This is a genomic window from Bradyrhizobium sp. ISRA430 (assembly GCF_029909975.1).
In the GTDB taxonomy this organism is placed as follows: domain Bacteria; phylum Pseudomonadota; class Alphaproteobacteria; order Rhizobiales; family Xanthobacteraceae; genus Bradyrhizobium.
This window is the reverse complement of sequence record NZ_CP094516.1, coordinates 5,144,969-5,164,735: the sequence shown is the minus strand read 5'-3', so window position 1 is coordinate 5,164,735 and position 19,767 is coordinate 5,144,969. Positions and strand designations below refer to the sequence as shown.

Here is a 19,767-nt window from a genome sequence, read left to right as displayed (position 1 = left end):
ATATAAGAGGTGACAGGCGCTGTCACGAGACATTCGCGGCATGAGCGGCAGACGAGCCCGGCCAGCCCGTGGAATGGCCGCGGATCTGGTCTCGGTCCTTAGTATAACATCATGAATAGACTAGGTTTTTTTATTGTTGTGACCTGGCCGCTCATGGCAGCTTCCATCAATCGTGGGCTGACACGAGATCCATCGCCTTCTATACCGCTTCTCAGCTAATGACCCGCCGGAGGAGATCAGGAATGGACGCTGCGGAACTGCGCCAGATGCAGGCTCCGATCAAGGAGCGCTATAAGACCGATCCCAAAGCCGCGATGATCACCTTGAAGGCGAAGGGCTCGACCGACAGCGAGGGCATCGCCTGCAAGGTCGAGACCGGCCGCGCGCTTGCCGTTGCGGGCCTCCATCCGGCCACCGGCGGCTCCGGCCTCGAGCTCTGCTCTGGCGACATGCTGCTGGAGGCGCTGGTCGCCTGTGCCGGCGTCACGCTGAAGTCGGTTGCAACCGCGATCGAGGTGCCGCTCAGAAGCGGCAACGTCTATGCCGAGGGCGATCTCGATTTCCGCGGCACGCTCGGTGTCGACAAGGAGACGCCGGTCGGCTTCGCCGAGATCCGCCTGCGCTTCGAGGTCGACACATCAGCGCCGCAGGACAAGCTCGATCTCCTGCTCAAGCTCACCGAACGCTACTGCGTGGTCTATCAGACCATCAAGAACGGCCCGAAGATTTCGGTGTCGATGCAGCGGATGTGAAGCGCAATGCCCAACAATCGGTGTCGTTCCCGCCTAGTGCGCAATTGCGCACGGGGGGCGGGAATCCATAACCCCAGGCCGTTGTGTTTTCGGACGGTCGTTGCCCCAGCCTTCTAAAACGACCACGGCCTGTGGTTATGGATTCCGGGCTCGCGCTTCGCGCGCCTAGGAATGACGGACAAAGTGCTTCGCCTTCCATCCGGATCAGCGCTTCGCTTGTCCGGGACCACAAACAAGAAAATGCCCCCCGAGCTCCACTTCATCCTCCTTCTCCTCCTCCGCATGGCGATCGCTGCGGCGTTCGTCGTGTCGGCGTCTGTTATCACCGAGCGTTCGGGGCCGGTGATCGGAGCGCTGGTCGCGACCCTGCCGATCTCGGCCGGTCCCTCCTACGTCTTCCTTGCACTCGACCATGACGCCGCCTTCATTGCGCAGGGCGCGCTGGCGAGCCTGCCGGTCAACGCGGCGACGATCGTTCTCGGGCTCACTTACGTCGTGCTGGCACAGCGGCAGAATCTCGCGGTGAGTTGTGGCACGGCGGTCGGTGTCTGGATCGTGCTTGCGTCCATCATCCGTCTGTTCGACTGGACGCTGACTGCCGGGCTTGCCGTTAACCTCATCGCGTTCGGCATCTGCATTCCGCTGCTGGCGCGCTACCGCCATGTGAAGATGCCGCTAGTCACGCGCCGCTGGTACGACATTCCGTTCCGCGCCTCGCTGGTTGCAACACTGGTCGCGATCGTGGTCTCGACGTCGGGCTGGGTCGGCCCGCGGGTCTCCGGCGTCATCGCGCTGTACCCGATCGTCTTCACCAGCATGATGGTGATCCTGCATCCGCGCATCGGCGGCCCGCCGACCGCGGCCGTGCTCGCCAACTCCGCGTGGGGCCTGCTCGGATTCGGCATGGCGATCGCCGTGCTTCACCTCGGCGCGCTCAACTTCGGCTCCACCGTCGGACTGAGCCTCGCGCTCGCGACCTGCATCACCTGGAATTTGACGCTGTGGTGGAACGGGCGGCGGAAGCGGCTGGCGCCGGCATAGGATTCGTAGGGTGGGTTACGCCTTCGGCTAACCCACCCTACCGCATCGTCACTGCTTCGGCAGCTTGGCCTTCAACGCATACAGCGCGTCCAGCGCCTCGCGCGGGGACATCTCGTCCGGGTGCAGCGCCTTCACCGCGTCCATCAGCAGTTCGGCTTCGCTTGGCGGCGCCGCCTCGGCGGCGGCGCGCGAGGGCACCGCGAACAGCGGCAGATCGTCGACCAGCGCGCGTGCGGTCTGGCCGCGGTCCTGGGCCTCGAGCTTGGCCAGCACGGATTTTGCGCGCGTGATTACCGCGGGCGGGAGTCCCGCAAGCTTCGCCACTTGGATGCCATAGGAACGGTCGGCCGAACCAGGTAGCACCTCGTGCAGGAACACGACGTGGCCCTGCCACTCCTTCACCCGCACCGTGGCGTTGAACATGCGCGGCAGCTTTGCCGAGAGCGCGGTCAGCTCATGGTAATGCGTGGCGAATAGCGTGCGGCAGCGGTTACCTTCGTGCAGATGCTCGATCGCGGCCCAGGCGATCGAGAGACCGTCGAAGGTCGCCGTCCCGCGCCCGATCTCGTCGAGGATGACGAGCGAGCGCTCGCCGGCCTGGTTCAGGATCGCCGCGGTCTCGACCATCTCGACCATGAAGGTCGAGCGGCCGCGGGCGAGATCGTCGGCAGCGCCGACGCGCGAGAACAGCCGGTCGATGATGCCGATCCGCGCCCGCGAGGCCGGCACGAAGCTGCCGATCTGGGCGAGCAGGGCGATCAGCGCGTTCTGGCGCAGGAAGGTCGATTTACCGGCCATGTTGGGGCCGGTGAGCAGCCAGAGCTGGCCGGACTTTTGTCCCGGCGCCGGCGACAGGTCGCACGCATTGGCGATGAACGGCTCGCCGTTGCGCTTGAGCGCCTGCTCGACCACGGGATGGCGGCCGGCCTCGATGGCAAAGCCAAGGGAGCCGTCGACCTCGGGCCGCACGTAATTCTCGTCGACAGCGAGTTTTGCCAGCGACGTTGCGACATCGAGCAGCGCGAAGGCGTGCGCGGCGGCGCGCAAATCGTCGCTGATCGCCAGCGCCTTGGCACAGAGCCGCTCGAAGATCTCGAGCTCAAGCCCGAGCGCGCGGTCACCGGCATTGGCGATCTTGGCCTCGATCTCGCCCAGCTCGGATGTGGTGAAGCGCACCTGGCCCGCCAGCGTCTGGCGGTGGATGAAGGTCGCGTTCAGCGGCGCCGACATCAGCTTGTCGCCGTGCTGCGCGGTGACTTCGACGAAATAGCCGAGCACGTTGTTGTGCCGGATTTTCAGACCTTTCACGCCGGTGTCGTCGGCGTAGCGCGCCTGCATCGAGGCCACCACCAGGCGCGAGGCGTCGCGTAGATTGCGGGCTTCGTCGAGCGCGGGCTCGTAACCCTCGCGCACGAAGCCGCCGTCGCGCTTGATCAGCGGGAGCTGCTCGGCGAGCCCTGCGGCAAACTCTGTCGCAAGCTCGCGCGAGGGTCGCTGCAAGGCCGCCATGACGGCGGCGATCTCCTGCGGCGGCTGATCGAGCTCAGAGAGCCGCGCCAGCACCTGATCGGCGGCCACAATGCCGTCGCGGATTCCTGCGAGGTCGCGCGGGCCGCCGCGGCCGACCGACAGCCGCGCCAGGGCGCGCGACATGTCAGGCGCGCCGCGCAGGATGCTGCGGATGTCCTCGCGCGCGGCCGAATCGGCAACGAAGGCGCTGACCGCATCGAGCCGTCTTGCGATGCCTGCTGCATCCGTCAGCGGCGCTGCGAGGCGCTGCGCGAGCAGGCGCGAACCGGCGGAGGTCACCGTGCAGTCGATCGCGTCGAGCAGCGAGCCGCGGCGCTCGCCCGCCAGCGTGCGCGTCAGTTCGAGATTGGCGCGGGTCGCGGGATCGATCGCCATGGTCGCGCCCGATGCCTCGCGCGCCGGCGGTGACAGCGGCGGATGTTTGCCGACCTGGGTGCGGTCGACATAGGTCACCGCGGCCGCCGCGGCCGTCGCCTCGAGGCGCGTGAGCTGCGCAAGGCCGTCCATGGTCGCGACGGCGAAATAGTCGCACAGGCGCTTCTCGGCGGTGGCGCCGTCGAAGACGTCGCGGGTCAGCGGCGTCACCGCCGGCAGCTCGCGCAAGGTCGGCCCGAGCTCGTTGTCACTATACAGCGCGTCGGTGACGATCGCCTCGTTCGGATTGATGCGCGCCAGCGTCGCGGCAAGCTCGCCGCCTCCACACTCCGTCACCATGAATTCGGCGGTCGAGATGTCGATCCAGGCCAGTCCAAACCGGTCCCCGCCCGCGGAGGACCGGGCGCGCGCGATCGCCAGCAGATAGTTGTTGGCGCGCGCATCGAGCAGCGTGTCCTCGGTCAGCGTGCCCGGCGTGACCAGCCGCACCACGCCGCGACGGACCACGCTCTTGTTGCCGCGCGCCTTGGCGGCGGCGGGATCCTCGGTCTGCTCGCACACCGCGACGCGATGGCCGGCGGTGATCAGGCGATGCAGATAATCCTCGGAGCGCTCGACCGGCACGCCGCACATCGGGATGTCAGCGCCCTGATGCTTGCCGCGCTTGGTCAGCACGATGCCGAGCGCCTTGGAGGCGATCTCGGCGTCCTCGAAGAACAATTCGTAGAAATCGCCCATCCGGTAGAACAGCAGCAGGCCCGGATGCGCCGCCTTGATCTCCAGATACTGCTCCATCATCGGCGTGACGCGCGCGGCCATCTCCGCTTGCGGCGCGGCGGGTTCAAGGGCGGGTGCGGGAATAGGCTGTTGCACTGTCATAGGCGGCGCAACTTACAAAATTTCGTCCCAACGGTCCTATCGCTTTGGCCGGAAGAAGCGGGTTTTCCACGTTGTCCGCATAGCGGCATGCGCTAGCGCCTCGGAACACGCGCGAAACCGTCAATTGACCTGCCGCGGGCGCCCTCCTAAAACTCCGCCGTCATTGAAGAAATCCGGCCGAACCGCGGCATTCAGGGAGAACAACGATGCGTGATGTGTTTATCTGCGATGCCGTGCGGACCCCGATCGGCCGCTTCGGCGGGTCGCTCGCCAAGGTGCGCGCCGACGATCTCGCCGCAGCCCCGATCAAGGCGCTGATGGCCAAGCATCCCAACCTCGACTGGGCGCAGGTCGACGAAGTCTTCTTCGGCTGCGCCAACCAGGCCGGCGAGGACAACCGCAACGTTGCGCGCATGGCGCTCTTGCTCGCGGGTCTTCCGGATTCGGTTCCCGGCCAGACCCTGAACCGGCTCTGCGCCTCCGGCCTCGATGCGGTCGGCGCCGCGGGCCGCGCCATTCGTTCGGGCGAGGTCGAGCTTGCGATCGCCGGCGGTGTGGAATCCATGACGCGCGCGCCCTTCGTGATGGGCAAGGCGCAGGAAGCCTTCTCGCGCTCCGCCGAGATTTTCGACACGACCATCGGCTGGCGCTTCATCAATCCGCTGCTAAAGGCGCAGTATGGCGTCGATGCCATGCCGGAGACCGGCGAGAACGTCGCGGAGGAGTTCCAGGTATCGCGCGCCGACCAGGATGCCTTCGCCATCCGCTCGCAGCAGCGCGCCGGTGCTGCGATCGCGGCCGGCTATTTCGCCGAGGAAATCACACCGATCACCATTCCCGGCGGCAAGGCCGGTCCGATCACCGTCGACAAGGACGAGCATCCGCGTCCCGAAACCACGCTCGAGGGTCTCGCCAAGCTGAAGCCGATCGTGCGCAATCCCGGCACGGTGACGGCCGGCAACGCCTCCGGCGTCAATGACGGCGCCGCCGCGATGATCCTGGCCTCCGAAGCCGCGGTGAAGAAGCATGGTCTCACGCCGCGCGCCCGCATCCTCGGCCTTGCTTCGGCCGGTGTGCCGCCGCGCATCATGGGCATCGGCCCCGTGCCGGCGACCCGCAAGCTGATGGAACGGCTCGGCAAGAAGATCAGCGACTTTGACCTGATCGAGCTCAACGAAGCCTTCGCCTCGCAGGGCATCGCCTGCCTGCGCCAACTCGGCGTCAAGGACGATGCCGACTTCGTCAATCCGCATGGCGGCGCGATCGCGCTCGGTCATCCCCTCGGCATGAGCGGCGCGCGCCTTGCGCTTACCGCCGTGCACGGCATGGAAAAGCGCGGCGGCAAGCTCGCGCTCGCCACCATGTGCGTCGGCGTCGGCCAGGGCGTCGCGGTTGCGATCGAGAAATTGAATTGAGACTGCTTGCTCCCCCTCTCCCCGGAGAGAGGGGGGAAGGGGGACTTTCAAACCGCTTCCCCCGATTAGTTATATACTATAATGATCGGCGGAAGCGTTGACCGGCTGGACCAAAATGGCCGGGGAGGAGTTCGCCCATGACATTCATTTATCCCGTCGACAGCAACAAGGCGCATCCGCTGCCGCTGTCGCCCGAGTACAAGAGCTCGATCAAGCGCGCGCCGAACAAGCCCTTGATCCCGATGCGCCACACGCTGTCGGAGCTCACCGGCCCGGTCTACGGCCACGAGACCGTGCGCGAGGGCGACAACGATCTCACCCGCCAGCACGCGGGCGAGCCGCTCGGCGAGCGCATCATCGTGCACGGCCATGTCCTCGACGAGGACGGCCGCGGCGTGCCGAACTCGCTGGTCGAGATCTGGCAGGCCAATGCCTGCGGGCGCTACGTCCATGTCCGCGACCAGCATCCCGCGCCGCTCGATCCGAACTTCACCGGCGCCGGCCGTACCCAGAGCGATGCCTCCGGCTACTACCGCTTCGTCACCATCAAGCCCGGCGCCTACCCCTGGGGCAATCACCACAATGCCTGGCGGCCGGCGCACATCCATCTCTCGGTGTTCGGCCACTCCTTCGTCACGCGGCTGGTGACGCAGATGTACTTTCCGGGCGATCCGCTGTTCCCGTTCGATCCGATTTTCAATTCGGTGCCGGACGAGAAGGCGCGTGCGCGGATGATCTCGTCCTTCGATCTCGAGGACACCCAGCCTGAATGGGCGCTGTGCTACCGCTTCAATATCGTGCTGCGCGGCAAGAACGCCACGCCAATGGAGAACACTTAAGTGCAGGACAACGGTATCACGCCATCGCAGACGGTCGGACCGTTCTTCAAATACGGCCTGACGCCGAACGGCGAATACGCCTGGAACGACGCGTTCACCAACTCGACGCTGACGCCCGACGTCTCCGGCGACCGCATCCGCATCGAGGGCCGTGTGTTCGACGGCGACGGTGTCGCCGTGCCCGACTGCATGCTGGAGATCTGGCAGGCCGATGGGCAGGGCCGCTTTGCCGACCCGCAGGACAAGCGCGCGCTGCCGAATGCCAGCTTCCGGGGCTTTGCCCGCTGCGGCACCGACAAGGACGGCAATTATTCCTTCGAGACCATCAAGCCGGGCGTGGTGCCGGATCCCGACGGCAAGCCGCAGGCGCCGCACATCCTGGTTGCGGTGTTCGGCCGCGGCATGCTGCGGCATCTCTACACCCGCATCTATTTCAGCGACGAGGCCGGCAATGCCGGCGATCCCGTGCTGGCGCTGGTTCCCGCCGATCGTCGGGCAACGCTGACCGCGGAGCGCGAGGCCGGCAAGCCGGTCTACCGCCTCGACCTGCGTCTGCAGGGCGACAACGAGACGGTGTTCTTCGACGTGTAAAACCGGGGACGCCTTCTAAGCGAAGGCGGACCGTCTGGCGCTTCCGGGTGTGATCGTGCAGTATGGCTGCGGCACCCGGGGCGCGTTTTCATGACACCTCCACAACTGCCGGCGGTGGTTGAGCCCGCACCTCTCACGGCTGCGCTGCGCAAGGCCGGCGCGCTGGACCGCGGTGCCGTCCGCGAAGTGAAGGTGCTGCACCGGCGCGACACAATCGTGTCGCACATCATCCGTCTCGGACTGCGCTATGTCGGAGAGTCCGCCGGCGCGCCGCAATCCCTGATCCTCAAGACAGCGCACGCCAATTTTGCAAAGACCCTGTCGAATGCCGGCCGGCAGGAAGTGGCCTTCTACACGCAGCTCGCGCCCAAAATGCCGGCGCAGGTCGTGCCACGGTGCTTTGACGGGAGCTTCGACGAGGAGAGCCTCGCCTGGCATCTCCTGCTCGAGGACCTCTCCGACAGCCATGCGATCGCGACCCAATGGCCGCTGCCGCCGTCGCGCGAGCAGGCGATGGCGATCGTCACGGCCCTGGGGCACATGCACGCGGCGTGGTGGGATCACGCCAGCCTTGGCGAAACCGTCGGAACCTGGATGAGCACCGATGACAGCACAAGGCTGATGGAGACTTTCGCTGGTCATTACGACCGCTTCGCCGATCTGCTCGGCGACCGCCTCAGCGAAGAGCGCCGCATCATATACCGCCGTCTGATCGATCAATCGGCTCGGCTATTCCAGCGCTATCATTCGCGACGTCACGTCAGCATCGCCCACGGCGACGCGCATATCTGGAATTTCCTGCTGCCGCGCGCCGGCGTCGCGGATTCCGTGCGCATCTTCGATTTCGATCAGTGGCGCATCAACGTGCCGACCGGCGACCTCGCCTATATGATGGCGACGCAATGGTATCCGGAGCGCCGTCAGGCCCTCGAACGCCCCCTGCTCAACCGCTACTACGAGACGCTGATCGCGCACGGCGTCACCGGCTATACGCGCGGGACGCTCGATCAGGATTATCGCCGGTCGGTGCTCTGGCACATCACCAAGCCGGTGTGGCAGTGGAGCATCAACATTCCGCCGGTGATCTGGTGGAACAATCTGGAGCGGGTGTTTGCGGCGGTGGATGATTTGGGCTGCGAGGAATTTCTGGGGTAGGGGCCAAGCATTCGGGAAGTGTGAGGCGCGACGGCGGTTCAACTCCTTCGGTGTCGTCCCGGCGAAGGCCGGGACCCATAACCCCAGGGAGTGGTTGTGGCCGAGCTCGTTGTCACGAGTCTTCGCCAAACCCAATCCTGTGGTTATGGGTCCCGGATCTGCGCTTCGCTTCGCTGCGCTTGTCCGGGACGACAGCGGAGCTTGCGGAACGAGTGCCTTCTACTCCATCACCGCATGTTCCGGCCCCGCCGACTGCTTGCGCAGGGCGGCCTTGGTCGAGCCGATCATCAGCGCGAGCGGGATGGTGCAGAGGATGAAGATCATCACGAGCTGGTAGTCGTGCGCGAACGCGATGATCTGCGCCTGCACGGCGACGAGCTTGTCGGCCATGGCGCGGCCGGCGTCGGCGGAGAGGTTGATCATGCGGCTGACGTCCGGCATCTGCAGCGCGTGGTTGAACGGGTTGATGTGCTCGGACAGGATCGCGTAGGTCCGCCGCGTGCCTTGCGTCAGCTCGGCGATCACGATGGAGATGCCGACGGAGCTCGCGACGTTGCGGAGCAGCGTCAGCATCGAGGTGCCGTCGGTGCGCAAATTGTTCGGCAACGTCAGGAACGACACGGTCGAGAGCGGTACGAAGACGAGGCCGAAGCCAAAACCCTGGATGATGCTGACGGTAACGATCTCCGGCACCTGGGTCTGGTCGGTCCAGCCGGTCATCCAGAACAGCGAGCCCGCGGTCAGCATCAGGCCGGAGATGATCAGCGTGCGCGCCTCGATGAAACGCATCAGGCGGCCGACCAGCATCATCGCGAAGAACGTACCGAAGCCGCGGCTCGCGAGCAGGCCGCCTGCGGTGATAATGGGATAGCCGATCACGTTCTGCAGGTAGGGCGAGGCCAGCGCCATGGTCGAGTACAGCACGAGCCCCATCACCGTCATGAAGATGCACCCGGTGAGGAAGTTGCGATCCCTAAACAGCGCGAACTGGATGAACGGCCGCGAGGTCGTGAACGAGTGGGCGAAGAAATAGTAGAAGGCGATGGCGGAGATGGCGAACTCGGTCACGATCTCGGCCGACTCGAACCAGTCGAGCTGCTCGCCGCGGTCGAGCGCGAGCTGCAGCGCGCCGATCGCGATCGCCAGCGCGGTGAAGCCGAACCAGTCGAATTTGAGGCTGAGATCCTTCTTGGTTTCGTCCATGAAGATGATCAGCCCGAGCACGGTGATCGCGCCGAACGGCAGATTGACGAAGAACACCCAGTGCCAGGAATAGGTCTCGGTCAGCCAGGCGCCTAACGACGGGCCCATGATCGGTCCCATCATCACGCCCATGCCCCAGATCGACATCGCCTTGGCGCGTTCCTGGAGCGTGTAGTAGTCGAGCATCACGGCCTGCGACAGCGGCACCAGCGCGGCGCCGAACACACCCTGGAGCAGGCGGAACAGCACCATCTGGTTGATGTCCTGCGCAAGTCCGCACAGCACCGAGGCGACGGTGAAGCCGGCCGAGCAGATGATGAAGATGCGCTTGCGGCCGTAGCGGTTCGCGATCCAGCCCACCGGCGCCGTCATGATCGCGGCGGCGACGATGTAGGACGTCAGCACCCAGTTGATCTGGTCTTGCGAGGCCGACAGCGTGCCCTGCATGTAGGGCAGGGCAACGTTGGCGATGGTGGTGTCCAGCGCCTGCATGATGGTCGCTGTCATGGCGCAGATCGTGACCATGTTCCGGCGCAGGCCGGGGACCATCAGATTGGTCGCGGGACCGGACATCGGATCAGTCCTTGTCCTGATTCGCCGTGGCCGACAGGCCGAGCAGGCCGGCGAGCGAGCGCTGGTGGCCGGTGTCGATGGTGGCATACACGCTCATGCCCGCCTTCAGCTTCCTCACGTGTTTGTCGTCCTCATCGAAATAGATCCGAACCGGCACGCGCTGCACCACCTTGACGAAGTTGCCGGTGGCGTTCTGCGGCGGCAGGATCGCGAATTGCGCACCGGTGCCCGGCGACAGCGAGCCGATCTTGCCCTTGAACACATGGTTCGGGAACGCATCGACCTCGAGCGTGACGGGCTGGCCGACGGTGACATAGGTGAGATCACTCTCCTTCGGATTGGCGTCGACCCAGGGATGGGCCACGTCGATGATGGAGAACACCGGGGTGCCGGCGGCAACGAAGCGGCCGAGCTGGATCTGTTCGACCTGCGTCGCCACGCCGCTCATCGGCGCGCGCAGCACGGTATGGTCGAGGTTGCGCTGGGCGTCCTCGAGCTTCGCTTTTGCCTGCGCATAGGGCGGGAATTGGTCCAGTGGCAGTTCGGGATTGCCGAGCAACTGGGTCCTGGCGTTGGAAAGCTGCTGCTTGATGAACTGCGCCTGCGCCGCGGCAGTGACCAGCGCGTTCGACGCGTTGTCGAGGTCGAGCTGCGAGCCGTAATTGTTTTTCACCAGCGCCTGCTTGCGCTCGACGTCGCGCTGCTTCAGGTCGACGCCCTTTTGAGCCAGGTCGAGCATGTCGCCGTAGATCTTGATGTTGGCGTGGAGGTTGTCATAGGTCGTCTGCGCCTGCGCGAGCTGCGCCTTGGCCTCGTCCACCGCCAGGCGGAACGGCACGGGATCGATCTCGAACAGCTCGTCGCCCTGCTTGACGAGCTGCCCCTCCTTGACGACGACCTTCTCGATCTTGCCTGAGATGTCGGGCGTCACCAAAACCTTCTGCGCGCCGACATAGGCATCGTCGGTGCCGACATAGCGGCCGCCATTCAGATAGAAGGTGATGCCGCCGAGGGCGGCAACGATCGGCAGCACGACCATGAGCAGGAAGCGCCGATAACGCCGCAGGCCGGCGATGAGGCGGCGGCGCGGCTGGGTGCCGGCTTTCTTGGTGGGCTTGCCGCTGTCGATTTTCTGCTCGGGCTGGAATTTCAGGACCTGATCAGCCATAGCGCTGCTCCTTACGCGCTTGCTCCGCCCCGCTGGTCTGGGTCGCGTTACGCACGTTTTCTTTGATTGTTTCGAGTTGGGTGAGGAGACGGTGGGCGTCCGCCGGATTGATGCCGTCGAGCGCGTTGGCGGTGATCTCGGACCGCAGCCCGCTCATCCGTCCGAGCAATTGCCGCCCGGCCTTCTTGAGATACAGGCGCTTGACGCGGCGGTCGGAAGCGTCGCTGCGGCGCTCGATCCAGTCGTTGTCGCAAAGCTTGTCGATGAGGCGCGTCAGCGTGATCGGCTGCACCTCGAGCAGTTCGGCAAGCTCCGATTGCTTCATGCCCTCGCTGCGCTCGACCTTGGCCAGCACCGCCCATTGCGCACGGGTGATGCCAAAGCGCGACGCCTCCTTGTCGGCGTAGACGCGGAGCAGGCGATAGAGTTCACCAAGCGTAAACAGGAAGTTCTGGTCCACGGATCCGCGGCTCATGAGCTTAGTCTCCAATAAGCTTGAGATATAATAAGCAAGCTTATGATTATTTCATGGCGGCGCAGCGGGACGCTGTCCCACCGTAAAGGCATGGCTGACCGCCGTTTTGCCGGTCGCGCTTTGGGTTCCCCGGCCAAGATGCTAAAACGCCAAACGCATGAGCCTCGCAAAACCGGCCTTTCCCGCGCCCGACCACGATCACGGCCGCTGCACCGCGGACGCGTTGGCGCATGCCGAGGAGGTCTGCGAGCAGCGCGCGCAGAAATTCACGCCGATCCGCCGCCAGGTGCTCGCGGCGTTGCTCTCGAGCCATCGCCCGCTCGGGGCCTATGAGGTGATCGATGAATTGGCCAAATCGATGCCGCGGCCGGCGCCGATCACGGTCTATCGCGCGCTCGATTTCTTGATGGCGAACGGCCTCGTGCATCGCATCGAGAGCCGCAACGCCTATCTCGCCTGCGCCGCCCATGACCATGACGCGACCTCGGCGGTGGCGTTCCTGATCTGCGAGCGCTGTGGCCTCGTCGGCGAAATCCCGTCAGCCTCCTTCGCGCCGGACCTCAACGCCGCCGCGCGCGCCTCGGGCTTCGCGCCGAAACTGTCCGTGGTCGAGATCACGGGCACCTGCACCCATTGTCAGAAGACTTCTTAAAGCAACAACGGCGCCAAGCCGGTTTTTCGGGAAGACATGTCCTCACCGCAAGCCATACCGTCCGCCGGCCGCCCTCTCAGTGCCGGCGCCATCGCCCTGATGCTGATGCTGTGCCTGACCTGGGGCTTCAACCAGATCGCGGTGAAGCTGGTGCTGCCGGACATCCCGCCGATGCTCCAGGCCACGATCCGCTCGATCGGCGCCCTGCCGGTGCTGTTCATCATCGGCAGCTTGCGCGGCGTCAAATTCTTCGAGCCCGACGGCACCTGGAAGCCCGGCCTCGTGGCCGGACTGATGTTCGGCATCGAGTTCGTGCTGATCTACCAGGGCATCCGCTTCACCTCGGCGTCCCGTGCGGTGGTGTTCCTCTACACCGCGCCGTTTTTCGTCGCGCTCGGCTCCTATCAGGTGCTCGGCGAGCGGCTTGGCGGATCGCAATGGCTGGGACTTGCCGTGAGCTTCGCCGGCGTCGCGCTCGCGATCGGCGTGCCGCAGCCGGATGTCGATGCGAAGGTGCTGCTCGGGGATCTCATGATCGTCGGCGGCGCTTCGCTGTGGGCCGCGACCACGCTGGTCGCCAAGGGCACGCGGCTGCGTTTCGCCGCACCGGAGAAGGCGCTCGGGTATCAGGTCGCGACCTCGATCCCGATCCTGGGCCTGGCGGCCTGGCTGTTCGGCGAATCGATCACCCACACGCCGGCGCCGCTGTCCCTGGCGCTGTTGGCGTTCCAGGCGATCTGGGTGGTCGGAACCACGTTCACGCTTTGGTTCGCGCTGGTGAAGACCTATTCGGCCAGTAAATTGTCGGCTTTTACCTTCATCACCCCTTTGTTTGGCGTGGTGGGTAGCTATTTCATCATGCACGACAACCTGAGCCTGGCGTTTGGGGCGGCTGCGCTCCTTGTAATTGCTGGGCTTTTTCTGGTTAACCGTCCGAGTGCGGCGGTTCAGGAGCTCCCTCTCCCGGTGCCACCCGCTCGCCAGGGAACTCCTGAACCGGAAGCCGCACTCGATTCATAAGTTCTTGGTATCTCTTTGAATTCGAAGCTCGCTCGCAGTGGCAAGACAGGCGAACTTCGAATTCAAAGAGAGACCGCCAAGTGGCCGCGGCGGCGCGCGGTGCATTGCTGAACGTCACTAAAACCTGATATTTGGACCCCATGAACAAGCTCGAAAACCCCCTCGATTCCGAGATCGCGGGCCCCGCGCCCCGGCACCAGACCACCCAGGTCAAGGTCGGCGACGTCACTGTGGGCGGCGGCGCGCCGATCGTCGTGCAGTCGATGACCAACACCGACACCGCCGATATTGACGGCACCATCGCCCAGGTCGCAGCGCTCGCGCGCGCCGGCTCGGAAATGGTCCGCATCACAGTGGACCGCGAGGAGGCCGCAGCGGCCGTTCCGCACATCCGCGATGGACTGCGCAAGCGTGGCATCACCACGCCTCTGATCGGCGACTTCCACTATATTGGCCATAAGCTGCTCGCGGAGCATCCGGCCTGCGCCGAGGCGCTCGCCAAGTACCGCATCAATCCCGGTAACGTCGGCTTCAAGGACAAGCGCGACACGCAGTTCGCCGACATCATCGAGATCGCCAACAAGAACGGCAAGCCGGTGCGCATCGGCGCCAATTGGGGCTCGCTCGATCAGGAGCTCTTGACCAAGCTGATGGACGAGAACGCGGCGTCCGCCAATCCGCGCGACGTGCGCGCGGTGACGCGCGAGGCCATGGTGCAGTCCGCGCTGCTCTCGGCCGCCCGCGCCGAGGAGCTCGGCATGTCCAAGGACCGCATCATTCTCTCGGCTAAGGTCTCGCAGGTGCAGGACCTGATCGCGGTCTACCAGGATCTCGCGGCGCGCTCCGATTACGCCATCCATCTCGGTCTCACCGAGGCCGGCATGGGCTCGAAGGGCATCGTCGCCTCGTCCGCGGCGCTCGGCATCCTGTTGCAGCAGGGCATCGGCGACACCATCCGCATCTCGCTGACGCCGGAGCCGGGCGGCGACCGCACCCGCGAGGTGCAGGTCGGCCAGGAGCTGTTGCAGACCATGGGCTTCCGCACCTTCGTGCCGCTGGTTGCGGCCTGCCCGGGTTGCGGCCGCACCACCTCGACCACGTTCCAGGAGCTGGCCCGCTCGATCCAGGACTTCATCCGCGACGAGATGCCGACCTGGAAGACGAAATATCCCGGCGTCGAGGAGCTCAACGTCGCGGTGATGGGCTGCATCGTCAACGGCCCCGGCGAATCCAAGCACGCCAATATCGGCATCTCGCTCCCGGGCACCGGCGAAGCCCCGGCCGCCCCGGTCTTCGTCGACGGCAAGAAGTTCCGTACGCTGCGCGGGCCCACGATCGCGTCCGACTTCAAGGCGCTGGTGATCGACTACATCGATCAGCGCTACGGCCAGGGCGTCAAGGTCCCGGTGACCGCAGCGGAGTAGAACAAAGGCGGAGTAGTTTACTCCGCTTGCGCCTCACCCACTGCTGTCGTCCCGGCCTAGTGCGCAATTGCGCACGGGGGGCCGGCCACATATGGGTCCCGGATCTGCGCTCCGCTTCGCTGCGCTTGTCCGGGACGACGGGCTGAGTTTGCGGTGCAGATTGCACATCCATCACTGCGCGCTACCATGTTTCCCAACCAAAACGATCGGGAGACACGCCATGAGCTCACTCGCTGGCAAGCAAGGTCCGCGCTATCGCCACATGGTCGAGGATGGCGCGCCATATGAGACCATCGCGGTCGAAAAGCTCACGCCCGTCATCGGCGCGGAAATCACCGGCGTCGACATCGGCAAGCTCGTTTCGGACGACGCGCGCTCCAACCGGCAGATGGACGAGATCCATCGCGCGCTCGCCGAGAACCTCGTCATCTTCTTCCGCGACCAGCACATCACGCCGACACAGCATCTCGCCTTCGGCCGCAAATTCGGCGAGCTGCATTTCCATCCCGCCGCGCCGCACGAGGACGAAGACCCGGCGCTGATGAAGATCTACGCCGACAGGAACTCGCCGCGCGCCAACGGCGAGGGCTGGCATTCCGACGTGTCCTGCGATCTCGAGCCGCCGATGGGCTCGATCCTCTACATCAAGCAATGCCCGCCGCGCGGCGGCGATACCCTGTTCGCCAACATGTACGCGGCCTATGAGGCGCTATCCGATCGCATGAAGACCTATCTCGACGGACTGACCGCGCTGCATGACGGGGAGCCGATCTATCGCGGGCTCTATGCCAATTACGGCGTCGCCGACCGGCCGTCCTATCCGCACGCGGAGCACCCCGTGGTGCGCACGCATCCCGTCACGGGCAAGAAGGCGCTCTACGTCAATCGCGGCTTTACCCGTCATATCAACGGCATCCCCCGCGATGAGAGCGACGCGATGCTCGCCTACCTCTACCAGCATGCCGAAAACCCGCTGTTCCAATGCCGGTTCCGTTGGACCGAGAACGCGATCGCCTTCTGGGACAACCGCTGCACCCAGCATCGCGCGATGTGGGACTACTGGCCGCATACGCGCTCGGGCACGCGCGTGACGGTGAAGGGTGAAAGACCCGTGTGAGTGCAGCTCTTGCCATGCACTGCCGCGCAGACCGCGGCTGAACTCGATACTCGCAGCCTAACCCAAAAGGGGTAGGCAGGGGGTCGCCCATGCGAGGCATAGAATCCGTGAGCCGGCTGGCCCTATGATGCCGCATCAGAATGGGCCATATCACCATGCCACAGGTGATAGTGGACGCGCCGAGACGTAAGGGCATCGTCATTCGCAACGATGACGGTAACTCTTGTGAAAGTGCCGGCTCGCGCGTCAAATCGGATCAAGTGCGATTTCTTCACAGCGCGACGAGACGTCCGGCGGCTCCCCTGTGGTTGGCAGCCACCCTGGTGGTGATGTGTCTTTCAGATGCGCCGGGTTTGCGCGACGGAGCGCGCGCGCAGTCCAATGGCATCGCCGCCAATTCCCAGCAACTTGGACCAGCAAAGACGGGCAATACGGGCGACGCGCGCCCGGCTGGAGAACAAGTGCAAAGCGTGGAGACGCTCGCCCGCGAGCTCGCGACGACACGGCGAGATATCGAATCGCTGCAAGGCCTGTTGAGCAAGGAACGCGAGGAGTCGGCTCGGGTCGAGAATGCGTTGCAGAGCGAAGCCGCGGAACTGAGACAATCGCTGAAGGAGCTGTCGCAAGGCGGTGCGGCGGACCAGCAGAAGTCATTGCGAGAGGAGCGTGGGCGAGCCGCGCGGTTGGAACAGGACCTTGCGGCGGCTCGTCGTGACGTGGAAACGCTGACCGCACTGGCGGTCAAGGCGAGCGACGAAGCGGCTCGGCTGAGGCAGGCCCCGCAAAATGGCGGTGCAGACGTGCAGAAGTCGCTGGAGCAGGAGCGCACGCGGTCCGCGCGCTTGGAGCGGGACCTTGCGGCGGCTCGTCGTGACGTGGAAACGCTGGCCGCATTGGCGGTCAAGGCAAGCAGTGAAGCGGCCCGACTGAAGCAGGCCCCGCAAAGCGGCGGGGCGGATCTGCAGAAGGCGCTGGAGCAGGAGGTCGCGCGGACCGCCCGACTGGAGCAGGACCTCGCGGCGGCTCGCCGTGAGGTGGAAAAACAGGCTGCGCCGGCGGTCAAGGCAGGCGATGGCTCCGCGGGGCCGAAGCCGGCCTCGCAAAGCGGTGCGGCGGACCTGCAGAAGGCACTGGAGCAGGAACGCGCGCGGATCGCGCGATTGGAACAGGATCTCGCGGCGGCCCGTCGTGAGGTGGAAAAGCAGGCCGCACTGGCGGCGAAGGCAAGCGAGGAAGCGGCGGAGCTGAAGCGGGCCGCGCAAAGCGGGGCGGTGGACTTGCGGAAGTCGCTGGAGCAGGAGCACGAGCGAGCCGCGCGACTGGAGCAGGACCTTGCAGCGGCCCGTCGTGACGTGGAAACGCAAGCTGCGCTGACGGCGAAGGCAGGCGACGAACTCGCCCGGCTGAAGCAGGCGGAAGCAAGCGCTGCGGAACTGCGCCGATCGATGCAGAAGGAGCATGAGAGGGCCGATGCATTGGCACAGGATCTCTCGATGGCGCGCACCAAGATCTACGCATACGAGGCTCAGGCGGCCAAGGCAAAGGACGAAGCAGCGCAGCACAAGCAGGCGGAGGTAAGCGATACCGCCGAGTTGCGACAATCACTCCAGCGCGAGCGGCAGCGGGCCGAGCAACTCGCTCGTGATCTTGCAACAAGAAGCCGCGAACTCGATGCGCAGGCCGAGCGGGCAGCCGAAGCGAACGCGCAGGTCGCCGGGACGAAGCAAGCCGCGGAACAGGCGGTGGCCGAGCAGCGCAGCCTACTACAACGCGAGCGGCAGCGGGCCGAGCAGCTCGCTCGTGATCTTGCAACAAGAAGCCGTGAGCTCGATGCGCAGGCCGAGCGGGCAGCCAAAGCGAATGCGCAAGTCGCCGGGATGAAGCAAGCCGCGGCGCAGGCTGTGGCCGAGCAGCGCAGCCTGCTGCTTGCATCGGCGCGCCGCGACATTGGCGCGTTCGCCGCGAACGTGCCGTCTGTTGCGCCTCAGGTGATTAACACTGTCGCCACCAGCCGGTCCGTGCAGGAGCAGCCGGCAAGCGCGCCGGTGGCGTCAACGGAGGCCCAGGCCACGGTGGCGCGTACACCGGGCAATGCCGAGCTCAACGCTGACGATGGTGTGCAGGAGGCGAGACTGATGGCGCGGGCGCGTTTGCTGCTGGAGCGAGGAGACGTCGGTGGTGCGCGGATCGTGCTGGAACGCGTCGCCGAGATGGGCAGTGCCCAGGCGAGTTTCGCGCTGGCGGAAACCTACGATCCGCTGATCCTCTCAAGCTGGGGAACGTATGGAACGCGCGGCGATGCGGCGAAGGCACGCGATCTCTACGCGAAGGCCGAGGCCGGAGGAATCAAGGAAGCAAAGGCACGATTCGAGGCGCTGCGCCGATAGAGCGGTCTTCGCGGCAAGGTGGTCGAACGCGCTGACAGGATGATGCAAGGGAGCTGGTCGATGAGAAGATCTATCGGATTGCGCCTTCTGTTTCTGCTTGCGACCCTGGTGCCGTTGCTCCTGGCGCTTCAGCCGTCCCGGGCGGATGCGCGGTCGCAGCATGCTCGGCCTCACAAGGCGCGCGTGACCCAACCGCAGCTCAAGCCTGAAATTCTGGCAATGAACGCCTGGACCGTGGGCCTCGCCGGCGGTCTTCTCGAGGGCGCGCCGATCCGCCTGGCCGCGGAGGTGGCCCGCGTGGTCGATGATGGCGACAATCTGCACGTTCTGCCGGTGGTGACGCGGGGAGCCACGGAAAATCTGAATTCGCTGCTGTATTTGCGCGGCATTGACGCGGCGATCATCAATTCCGACGCGCTCGAGGAATACAAGAGCCAGGTGCCGGACATCCAGCGACGGATTGCTTATGTCCTGAACTTGTTCCCGTCCGAACTGCATGTCTTCGTTCGACCGGAGATTAAGAGTCTGAGCGATCTCGCCGGCAAGAAGGTCAACTTCAACAGCCAAGGTACGGCTGCGGCCTATTCGGGACCGCTGATCTTCAGCCGCCTCGGCATCGAGATCGAGAAGACCTTCATTCCGCATCAGATCGCGCTCGAGCAGATGCGCAAAGGCGAGATGGCTGCGGTCGTCTTTATTACTTCGAAGCCGGTCGACGCTTTTGTGAAAGGCCGGTTTGAACCGGGCTTCAAGTTCCTGCCCGTCCCGTATGAGAGCAAATTCGAGGACTATTATCTTCCCGCAGCTCTCGACGCGGCGGATTACCCAAATCTGATCAAGCCGGGTGATCGCGTCGCCACGATAGCCGTACCGACTGCTCTCGTCGCCTTCAATTGGCCCGCCAACACCAACCGTTTCCAGCGCGTTGCACGCTTCGTCGATCATCTGTTCTCGCGCATCGACAAGCTGCAGGGGCCGGGGTTCGATGCAAAGTGGAAGTCGATCAATCTCGGAGCGACTGTGCCCGGCCTTTCGCGCTTTCCTGCCGCACAGGCGTGGCTCGATCGTCAGCCGCGCACGACACAGGCATCGCAATGACCAGGCTCGCCGTCCCGCTCCTTGCCGCAATTGCCGCCGTCAACGGGATTGCCTTGGCGCAAGGGACGGAAGA

At 65.1% G+C, this 19,767-nt stretch carries 16 protein-coding genes; 12 read left to right on the top strand and 4 right to left on the bottom strand.

Annotation, left to right across the window (positions count from 1 at the left end; all coding sequences use genetic code 11):
* The first annotated feature begins 242 nt into the window (after positions 1–242).
* Positions 243–752, top strand: a complete 510-nt coding sequence (locus MTX21_RS24490; protein ID WP_280967240.1) for an OsmC family protein — start codon at positions 243–245, stop codon at positions 750–752.
* A 240-nt stretch (positions 753–992) separates the two neighbouring features.
* Positions 993–1,793: a hypothetical protein gene (locus tag MTX21_RS24485; RefSeq protein ID WP_280967239.1), complete on the top strand. Its 801-nt coding sequence runs from the start codon at positions 993–995 to the stop codon at positions 1,791–1,793.
* A 48-nt stretch (positions 1,794–1,841) separates the two neighbouring features.
* On the opposite strand, the gene mutS is transcribed toward MTX21_RS24485, so the two are convergent.
* Entirely contained in the window at positions 1,842–4,577 is a 2,736-nt protein-coding gene (mutS, locus tag MTX21_RS24480; RefSeq protein WP_280967238.1) for a DNA mismatch repair protein MutS, read from the bottom strand.
* 206 nt (positions 4,578–4,783) lie between these two features.
* On the opposite strand from mutS, the gene pcaF reads away from it, so the two are divergent.
* From pcaF to MTX21_RS24460, 4 genes are all read left to right on the top strand, one after another.
* Positions 4,784–5,992, top strand: coding sequence for a 3-oxoadipyl-CoA thiolase (gene pcaF, locus MTX21_RS24475; RefSeq protein WP_280967237.1), 1,209 nt, complete (start codon positions 4,784–4,786; stop codon positions 5,990–5,992).
* 137 nt (positions 5,993–6,129) lie between these two features.
* Entirely contained in the window at positions 6,130–6,831 is a 702-nt protein-coding gene (gene pcaH / locus MTX21_RS24470) for a protocatechuate 3,4-dioxygenase subunit beta (protein ID WP_280967236.1), read from the top strand.
* A complete protein-coding gene (gene pcaG, locus MTX21_RS24465; protein WP_280967235.1) occupies positions 6,832–7,422 on the top strand; it encodes a protocatechuate 3,4-dioxygenase subunit alpha in 591 nt (196 codons plus the stop codon).
* Between the two features lie 90 nt (positions 7,423–7,512).
* On the top strand, positions 7,513–8,577 hold the full coding sequence (locus MTX21_RS24460) for a phosphotransferase (protein ID WP_280967234.1): 1,065 nt from the start codon (positions 7,513–7,515) through the stop codon (positions 8,575–8,577).
* 219 nt (positions 8,578–8,796) lie between these two features.
* Here the strand turns inward: MTX21_RS24460 and MTX21_RS24455 are convergent, their stop codons facing one another.
* Genes MTX21_RS24455 through MTX21_RS24445 form a run of 3 tightly spaced genes read right to left on the bottom strand, consistent with a single transcriptional unit; the run spans position 8,797 to position 11,996 of the window.
* Entirely contained in the window at positions 8,797–10,353 is a 1,557-nt protein-coding gene (locus MTX21_RS24455; protein ID WP_280967233.1) for an MDR family MFS transporter, read from the bottom strand.
* A gap of 4 nt (positions 10,354–10,357) precedes the next feature.
* The gene (locus tag MTX21_RS24450; RefSeq protein ID WP_280967232.1) at positions 10,358–11,521 is read right to left on the bottom strand and encodes an HlyD family secretion protein; all 1,164 of its coding nucleotides are present in this window, start codon (positions 11,519–11,521) and stop codon (positions 10,358–10,360) included.
* Positions 11,514–11,996, bottom strand: coding sequence for a MarR family transcriptional regulator (locus MTX21_RS24445; protein ID WP_280967231.1), 483 nt, complete (start codon positions 11,994–11,996; stop codon positions 11,514–11,516). The genes MTX21_RS24450 and MTX21_RS24445 overlap by 8 nt, the downstream gene beginning before the upstream one ends.
* 157 nt (positions 11,997–12,153) lie before the next feature.
* On the opposite strand from MTX21_RS24445, the gene MTX21_RS24440 reads away from it, so the two are divergent.
* The 6 genes from MTX21_RS24440 (at position 12,154) to MTX21_RS24415 (ending at position 19,694) form a co-directional block, all read left to right on the top strand.
* Positions 12,154–12,648: a transcriptional repressor gene (locus tag MTX21_RS24440; protein ID WP_280967230.1), complete on the top strand. Its 495-nt coding sequence runs from the start codon at positions 12,154–12,156 to the stop codon at positions 12,646–12,648.
* 36 nt (positions 12,649–12,684) lie between these two features.
* Positions 12,685–13,668 carry a DMT family transporter gene (locus tag MTX21_RS24435; RefSeq protein WP_280967229.1) on the top strand — a complete coding sequence of 328 codons (984 nt, stop codon included), beginning with the start codon at positions 12,685–12,687 and terminating at the stop codon, positions 13,666–13,668.
* Between the two features lie 140 nt (positions 13,669–13,808).
* Positions 13,809–15,092 carry a flavodoxin-dependent (E)-4-hydroxy-3-methylbut-2-enyl-diphosphate synthase gene (gene ispG / locus MTX21_RS24430; RefSeq protein ID WP_280967228.1) on the top strand — a complete coding sequence of 428 codons (1,284 nt, stop codon included), beginning with the start codon at positions 13,809–13,811 and terminating at the stop codon, positions 15,090–15,092.
* A 220-nt stretch (positions 15,093–15,312) separates the two neighbouring features.
* Positions 15,313–16,209 (top strand): TauD/TfdA family dioxygenase, encoded by an 897-nt coding sequence (locus MTX21_RS24425; protein ID WP_280967227.1) that lies wholly within the window; start codon positions 15,313–15,315, stop codon positions 16,207–16,209.
* 140 nt (positions 16,210–16,349) lie between these two features.
* Positions 16,350–18,596: a hypothetical protein gene (locus MTX21_RS24420; RefSeq protein WP_280967226.1), complete on the top strand. Its 2,247-nt coding sequence runs from the start codon at positions 16,350–16,352 to the stop codon at positions 18,594–18,596.
* 60 nt (positions 18,597–18,656) lie between these two features.
* Entirely contained in the window at positions 18,657–19,694 is a 1,038-nt protein-coding gene (locus MTX21_RS24415) for a TAXI family TRAP transporter solute-binding subunit (protein WP_280967225.1), read from the top strand.
* Positions 19,695–19,767 lie beyond the last annotated feature (73 nt).

Excerpts from the sequence above, each read along its gene's own strand:
- MTX21_RS24490 (WP_280967240.1), top strand. The coding sequence starts at position 243 with ATGGACGCTGCGGAACTGCGCCAGATGCAGGCTCCGATCAAGGAGCGC.
- MTX21_RS24485 (WP_280967239.1), top strand. The coding sequence starts at position 993 with ATGCCCCCCGAGCTCCACTTCATCCTCCTTCTCCTCCTCCGCATGGCG.
- mutS (WP_280967238.1), bottom strand. The coding sequence starts at position 4,577 with ATGACAGTGCAACAGCCTATTCCCGCACCCGCCCTTGAACCCGCCGCG.
- pcaF (WP_280967237.1), top strand. The coding sequence starts at position 4,784 with ATGCGTGATGTGTTTATCTGCGATGCCGTGCGGACCCCGATCGGCCGC.
- pcaH (WP_280967236.1), top strand. The coding sequence starts at position 6,130 with ATGACATTCATTTATCCCGTCGACAGCAACAAGGCGCATCCGCTGCCG.
- MTX21_RS24460 (WP_280967234.1), top strand. The coding sequence starts at position 7,513 with ATGACACCTCCACAACTGCCGGCGGTGGTTGAGCCCGCACCTCTCACG.
- MTX21_RS24455 (WP_280967233.1), bottom strand. The coding sequence starts at position 10,353 with ATGTCCGGTCCCGCGACCAATCTGATGGTCCCCGGCCTGCGCCGGAAC.
- MTX21_RS24450 (WP_280967232.1), bottom strand. The coding sequence starts at position 11,521 with ATGGCTGATCAGGTCCTGAAATTCCAGCCCGAGCAGAAAATCGACAGC.
- MTX21_RS24445 (WP_280967231.1), bottom strand. The coding sequence starts at position 11,996 with ATGAGCCGCGGATCCGTGGACCAGAACTTCCTGTTTACGCTTGGTGAA.
- MTX21_RS24440 (WP_280967230.1), top strand. The coding sequence starts at position 12,154 with ATGAGCCTCGCAAAACCGGCCTTTCCCGCGCCCGACCACGATCACGGC.
- MTX21_RS24435 (WP_280967229.1), top strand. The coding sequence starts at position 12,685 with ATGTCCTCACCGCAAGCCATACCGTCCGCCGGCCGCCCTCTCAGTGCC.
- ispG (WP_280967228.1), top strand. The coding sequence starts at position 13,809 with ATGAACAAGCTCGAAAACCCCCTCGATTCCGAGATCGCGGGCCCCGCG.
- MTX21_RS24425 (WP_280967227.1), top strand. The coding sequence starts at position 15,313 with ATGAGCTCACTCGCTGGCAAGCAAGGTCCGCGCTATCGCCACATGGTC.
- MTX21_RS24420 (WP_280967226.1), top strand. The coding sequence starts at position 16,350 with ATGGGCCATATCACCATGCCACAGGTGATAGTGGACGCGCCGAGACGT.
- MTX21_RS24415 (WP_280967225.1), top strand. The coding sequence starts at position 18,657 with ATGAGAAGATCTATCGGATTGCGCCTTCTGTTTCTGCTTGCGACCCTG.